General features: G+C 49.3%; 8 protein-coding genes. All 8 read right to left on the bottom strand.

Going from position 1 to position 6,515, the window contains the following annotated elements:
• Positions 1-53 precede the first annotated feature (53 nt).
• Positions 54-569 (bottom strand): pyridoxamine 5'-phosphate oxidase family protein, encoded by a 516-nt coding sequence (locus tag HMPREF0673_RS06325; RefSeq protein WP_007899621.1) that lies wholly within the window; start codon positions 567-569, stop codon positions 54-56.
• A gap of 2 nt (positions 570-571) precedes the next feature.
• Entirely contained in the window at positions 572-1,315 is a 744-nt protein-coding gene (locus HMPREF0673_RS06320; protein WP_007899620.1) for an AlkZ-related protein, read from the bottom strand.
• A 12-nt stretch (positions 1,316-1,327) separates the two neighbouring features.
• Entirely contained in the window at positions 1,328-1,561 is a 234-nt protein-coding gene (locus HMPREF0673_RS06315) for a hypothetical protein (RefSeq protein WP_040596574.1), read from the bottom strand.
• A gap of 37 nt (positions 1,562-1,598) precedes the next feature.
• Positions 1,599-1,868: a DUF1294 domain-containing protein gene (locus HMPREF0673_RS06310; RefSeq protein ID WP_040596573.1), complete on the bottom strand. Its 270-nt coding sequence runs from the start codon at positions 1,866-1,868 to the stop codon at positions 1,599-1,601.
• 104 nt (positions 1,869-1,972) lie between these two features.
• Complete coding sequence (locus HMPREF0673_RS06305; RefSeq protein ID WP_007899617.1) at positions 1,973-2,605, bottom strand: YqiA/YcfP family alpha/beta fold hydrolase; 633 nt, start codon at positions 2,603-2,605, stop codon at positions 1,973-1,975.
• A 22-nt stretch (positions 2,606-2,627) separates the two neighbouring features.
• Positions 2,628-2,924 (bottom strand): hypothetical protein, encoded by a 297-nt coding sequence (locus HMPREF0673_RS06300; protein ID WP_007899615.1) that lies wholly within the window; start codon positions 2,922-2,924, stop codon positions 2,628-2,630.
• Positions 2,925-3,026: 102 nt separating this feature from the next.
• Complete coding sequence (gene mnmE / locus HMPREF0673_RS06295) at positions 3,027-4,469, bottom strand: tRNA uridine-5-carboxymethylaminomethyl(34) synthesis GTPase MnmE (RefSeq protein WP_007899613.1); 1,443 nt, start codon at positions 4,467-4,469, stop codon at positions 3,027-3,029.
• A gap of 44 nt (positions 4,470-4,513) precedes the next feature.
• On the bottom strand, positions 4,514-6,511 hold the full coding sequence (locus HMPREF0673_RS06290; RefSeq protein WP_007899611.1) for a fructose-bisphosphatase class III: 1,998 nt from the start codon (positions 6,509-6,511) through the stop codon (positions 4,514-4,516).
• Between the last annotated feature and the right edge of the window lie 4 nt (positions 6,512-6,515).

Genomic DNA, 6,515 nt, shown 5'->3' with positions numbered 1-6,515 from the left:
CACGCCATTGCTTAACTTTATCTTCTTCATAACCAATATGTTTTAATGTTCGTTTATTCCATTCTGCCATATTTCATTTCCACGCCCTCTTTATCATACTGCTTGCGTTTGCCGGTTGGTGGCTCAGTAAGTGTGATGTGAACTACAGCCGTGCGTGATAGGGAACGGGCGATGCTCTGGTCGAAAGCATCCATGTGGTGAGGAAGAAAACGCTCACAGATTCGTCGGAGACCATGAATCTTCTCTGCTTCATCTGTCACGATTTCTGCCTTGCCGAATGCAATGGCAGATTTGAATTGCAGGGTGAAACTGCCGTCCTTCGGACCAACCGTAGGCGCACAACGGGTTACGGCCGAAAGGTAAACCTCAGGATGAGCCTTGATTGCTTCCAACTTCTTGCCTTCCAAGGCACCATGAAAATACCAATTCACATCATCATCTGATGCGAGTGACAGGGGTAAACCATAAGGTTTGCCGTCTTCGTCAATGAAACTGACAGTTATATACGGAGCCTTGTGCATTACTTCCAATGCCCACCCACTATCCATTGCTCTTGATTCCTTTCTCATTTTTATCCAATTAATTTAATAATCTGTTTATCCGAAGCATCAGGCAGGATTTCTTTCAGATGCTCGAAAATCCTTTGGTAAGATTCCAGGGGAGTGCGGTTGCATTGGCAAGCCTCCCTGCCATAGAGATCTTCGGGAGTATTGAGCAGCGACCATCCCCAGCCATATTCATGGTTATGCTTGTCACGAGGGTAGATGAAATCCTCGGTTACGATGTAAGTTGCCATTTCCAGTCGGGTGAGATAACCGTCAAACTTGCTTCTCATTCCCTTGACCTTCGGTTTTCCTCCTTCTTGCAAGGCAGAGTTGAAGCAAACTTCACTCTGCTCTTGCTTCGTGCGTCGGTTTTCCGTGAAACCGCAGGCTGCCCGAAGTTCTCTTGTGGTGAGACAGCCGGTAGATTGAAGCGTGCAGAGAATGGCTCCTTCTATCGAGTCATCATCTGGGCGAGGGAACTTGCTTCTTCTATAGTTACAGAAGTCCGGCCACCATTCCTGGCTGATGAATCCTGCTTTCTTGTTAAAGAACTTTCCGTACATACATGGCATTTCCTGCACAATTTCGCCTTTCCATTTCCATAGCGGCCAGTCCCAACCGCCTTCAGGAAGTCTTACGTAACCGCAGTCTTCCGCCACGATGTCTTCGGCAGAGAAGCCTTCAATGCTACTATCAAGGAGAGGGAGGAAGCCGATTTTCTGAATTAGCTCCATCATGCCTGTTGCTGAATATATTTCTGGAAAGTTCATGAGCTTCGTTCTTTATTTTATTATCAATTCATTCAGTTTGTCCTCTCTGATAATCTTCGGCTGAGCCTTGCCAGCGAGAACGAGAATCTTTTTACCATTACGATAAATATGAAGCTGTCGTGAGCGAACCACGGCAGTCAACTCCTCATCGTTCTGCATGGCTTGCCAGATAGGATAATATACTCCCTCAGGTTCAAACAACTTTTTTTGAAGATGCGAACAGAGGTTTGTTGTATCAATTGTCATTGCCATAATTTTCTTCAAACTATTTGTTTCCAAAGATTCATGTGAAATACGCCATCAGCGCAATCTGTATCAGCAGAATAGCAGGAATGCCGTATTTGAATTTCTTGTGCATCGTCTTATGGTGCCAGACTTTCATTCCCATCCATGCCCCGATGCTTCCTCCAAGTACAGCCAGCAATAAAAGCGTTACTTCCGGAATGCGCCATTTGGCTTTCTTGGCCTTGTATTTGTCAATGCCGTAAACTATGAATGTAACTGCATTGATAGCAAGAAGATAGTAGGCGAGGCAACTATGTAATGTGTTCATACCCAGCCACCAAAGTAAGTTTCCTATTATGCGCATAAGATTATTCTTTTATATTTTTGATTATGTCAAGAATGAATCAAGCGTAGCCAGCAGTTCGGCTTTATCTACCACACCGCTTGTGCGCCACAATATCTTTCTTCCTTTGCAGAAAACTCCATCAGCATTTTCTGGGCAAGGGGAGCGTGCCAGGTCTTCACCTCCTGCTCAGTAGGCGTATGACCGCCAGGGAAATGGAAGGCTTGATTGTAATGCTGCAGGAAGAGAGGGGAGAAGTGAGCCAGGGTGTCCTGCTCACCAAAAAGTCCCCACACACGATCCTTATAATATGGATTGCAATGGTCAAACTGCACGGCTTCCAGCTCCGCGAACTCCTCAATCAGCGCCTCGTCAATTACCAGCCGCTGATTACCGTCCCTTCTTGGTGCCTTGTATTCATGCTCGCCGATGCGCTCCTTCAGAAACTCCGTCATCATGAAATACGGATTGCCGAGCAGGGCAGGAATGCCCACCACTGGAGCCAGCATCTGGGCAAGGAAAGAGCCGCAGCTGTTGCCCAGAAGCAAGTCGGGCTGTTCCTGGTCGATGATGGAGTGAATCTCCTTCAGTGCCTCCTTGGGGTGCAAAGGGAGGTCGGGAGTCAGCACCACCGCCGTCCCCTCAAACGCCTCTTTCAAGGCTCTCGCCATCGGACAACTGCCCGTGGCGAAGAATCCGTGTAGGAATAATATCTTCTTCATGATTTAATCTTCAATGTCTTGTTTACTTTGTGTCTCTTTTCTTGATAGGTCCGGAGTGGTTGCCTCTATTCTGCTTGATTCCGTTCTTGTTGAGAATGCGGAATACGGAACTTCTGCTTCTGAATCCGCTGGCTCTCCAGATTTCATCTATCGGATGTCCGGCAACATAGAGGTTCACTACAGTCTTTTCTCTGTCGAGCTTCTGCGTCTTGCTGGCAGAAACAGGATGCAGAGACACAATCATCTTCTCCTGCAGCTTGATTACATGCTCTGCAGCTTTCCTGAGAGCAAGGACTTCGTCGGGCAGGGAACCAATCATTACCAATACGTCAGATGGCTTGGTTTCCGGAAACAGGATGTTGCTGGAGTCAATCCGGTCGTGGATGTTGATGATGCGAATGACCTTTACCCTGCAGAAAAGCTACTTTCCGATGCAAAAGTGGGTGAAGATGTTTTGAAGTGTTTCTTGGGGGGTGATGCGCTCTTCGCCCGTGATTTCTGCAAGGTGGTCGATGACGATGCGGAGATCTTCGGCAAGTAGGTCGCCACTTAATCCGAGGTTCATTGAGTCGATGACACGCTGTAGACTTTCGTCTGCGAGGAGCAGAGCAGAGTAGTGGCGTGCGGAAGTGATGACGATGTCGCTTTCGGAGAGCTGAGGTATGTCGGCGGCTTCAACGATGAGTTGTTCGAGAACGGGGATGTTGGTACCGTATTTGGCACTTATGTCCACTAACTGTGAGTTTTGAATTTGGAGTTTTGTATTTTGCGCTCGGCTCATAGAGACGCTTGCCTGAGCAAGAATTGTCGGCTTCGTCGATGAGGAGTTGTTCAATGATGAGTTGGGGAGGTCGATTTTGTTGCGTACAATGATGAGTTTCTTGTCTGCCACACGCTCCTTGATGTCCTCTATCTCGGCTTCGGTGGGTTGTTGGTCGATAAGCCAAAGCACAATCTTCGCCTCCTGCAACTTCTGGTAGGTGCGCTCGATGCCGATGATCTCGACAACGTCATCGGTTGAGCGGATGCCGGCTGTGTCGACAAAGCGGAACTGGATGCCATTGATGATGGTGGTGTCCTCGATGAAGTCGCGGGTGGTGCCATGCACATCGCTCACGATGGCTTTCTCTTCGTGCAGCAGGTGGTTGAGTAGGGTGCTCTTTCCGACGTTGGTTTTTCCGACAATGGCTACGGGGATACCGTTCTTCAAGGCGTTGCCTACTTCGAATGAACGAGCGAGCGAGGCGAGACGTTGGTGGATGTCGCAGGCAAGGGTGTAGAGTTCGGAGCGGTCGGCAAACTCGAGTTCTTCGTGGTCGGAGAAATCGAGTTCGAGTTCTAAGAGCGATGTGAGTTTAAGGAGATGTGCTCTTAAGTCGGAGAGTTCGTTGCTGAAATGCCCCTTCAGCTGGCTGAGTGCCATGTCGTGTGTAGCTTTGTTGGTAGCGCTGATGAGGTCGGCTACGGCTTCTGCTTGCGAGAGATCCATCTTGCCGTTGAGGAATGCACGCTGAGTGAACTCGCCTGGACCGGCAGGAATGCATCCGTTTTGGGTGAGCAGGAACATCACCTGCTGCAGTATGTAGGCGGAGCCGTGGCAGGAGATTTCTACTGAGTTCTCACCAGTGTAGGAGTGGGGAGCATGAAAGATGGAGACGAGAACTTCGTCAACGATTTCGTTTTCAGCGTTGACGATATTGCCGAAGGCGAGTGTGTAGGGTTTGCGGTCGGCTAATGGGACATTAGAGCCGACGGGACGGAATATCCGGTCGGCTATAGTGAGGGCTTCGCTTCCTGAGATGCGAATTATGCCAATCGCACCACCTGGGGCGGTAGCGATGGCGCAAATGGTTGGGTTGTTCATTTTATTGGAAGATAGCTCGCTTCGCGAGTGAAGTTATTACACAATTATTTGTTGGGTATGGCTTCTTTGATGTAGCCGTGTCGGTAGGCATATAGGAGGCGTTGAAGGTCGCTAATCTGATTTTTCAGTTCGCGACCTATGTCGGTGTCGGCTACGCGCATACGGTGCGAGGACATTTCGACTATCTGTGTGGACGACTTGATATCGGAGCACTTCTGTATGGCATCAATTGTGGATGTGAACGGCTCGTGCTGTACGAGAACGAACCCACGACTGTGGTAGACGAGGGTGTAGCCGGCAATGCCGGTTTCCTTATGGTATGGCTGCGAGAAACCACCATCAATGACCATGAGTTTGCCGTTAGCTTTTACGGGATTCTCGCCGTTGCATACGTGTACGGGTACGTGGCCGTTGATGATGTGGCGATTGTCGCCTACTACGTCGAAGGCATCAAGGATATTGTCTACTATCTGCTCGTTGTCGCGTAGCTTGAAGTAGTTGCCCTTCTCTTCGGTGTGCGTCTCCTTGTCGTCAATGAAGTAACGTTCGAAGGTTGCCATCTTCGACTTGTCGAAGAGTGGGCTGTCGGGACCACACCATAGATAGAGGAAGTAGTCGATGGCGTAGTTGCGTTCCTCAGGTGTAGAGTCGGTTTGGAAAGCTGAGCGGATGAGCATACCGATGTTATATAGCAGGTCTTTGCCCGAGCAGGTTGTGCCAGGGATGATTTCTACCTCCTTCAGTTTTCCGTCTTCGTCGAGAGGTATGGAGGCGTGAAAGAGGAGGTTGTTGTTGAACACAGCGTACATGCAACCATGTTGAAGGAGCAGGCGTATGTGCTTGTGCAGTTTCTCACTCACCTGGAACGAGTGGTTGATCTTGTCCATGAGCTGCTTCTCCTCGGGTGTGAGACGATTGGGGTGTTTGGGATCGATGGTGGGGAAGGAGTTGCTCTTGAGCGGATATTCCTTGCCGTTGAGAGTGATTGTGCCCTTGTCGTAGTCGATGTAGTTAAGCATAAGTCGGTCGGACATCTTCCACTTGGCGTGGCATTTGATGATGGCAGCCTCCTCCTTAAACTGCAGAATGGTTATGGCTTTGTGCATTAGGGCAGCAAGACGTATCGACTTTTCGTCGACACGTGCAGAGTCGGCAGACGAAATCTTAGGGATAAATTCCTCACAAGGGTCGTCGCCATAGGTGTCCATGGCGAATGTGGCAAGCGGCATGAGGTTGATGCCATAGCCCTCTTCGAGGGTTGTCATATTGGCGTAGCGCAGCGAGAGTCGGATGACGTTGCACTGACATGCGCGATTGCCTGCCATTGCGCCCATCCAAAGCACATCGTGATTACCCCATTGTATGTCCCAAGAGTGGTAGCGCGAGAGGGTATCGAGAATGATGTGTGCGCCAGGACCGCGGTCGAAGATGTCGCCGAGGATGTGCAACTGGTCGATAGACAGGCGTTGTATCACGTTGCAGATGGCAATGATGAAATCGTCGGCACGACCAGTAGATATGATTGTGTCGATGATGACGTTGACATAGTCAGCTTTGTTGGCATCGTCTGTGCGCTCATGCAGCAATTCCTGTATGATGTATGAGAAGGAGCGTGGTAGTGCCTTGCGAACCTTCGAACGTGTGTACTTGCTTGATACCAAGCGACATACTGCTACCAGGTTGTGTATGGTGATGTGATACCAGTCGTCGATGTTTTCCTCGGCTGCCTTTATCAGTTCGAGTTTCTGGTCGGGGTAGTATATCAATGTGCAGAGCTCGCGTGCATCCGATTCGCGCATCAGATTGCCAAAAAGCTCGTTCACCTTGCGTTGTATATTGCCCGAAGCATTCTTCAGAATGTGAAGGAATGCTTCGTATTCGCCATGAATATCGGCAACGAAGTGCTCGGTACCTTTAGGAAGATTGAGAATGGCCTGCAGATTGATAATCTCGGTGCTTGCTTCAGGGATGTTCGGGAATGACTGGGCAAGCAGTTGCAGGTATTTCATATCATTGGCTGTGACTTTATGATCTTTTCTCATGTTC

Source organism: Leyella stercorea DSM 18206, assembly GCF_000235885.1.
Taxonomy (GTDB): domain Bacteria; phylum Bacteroidota; class Bacteroidia; order Bacteroidales; family Bacteroidaceae; genus Prevotella; species Prevotella stercorea.
This window is presented reverse-complemented; position numbering and strand designations above follow the sequence as displayed.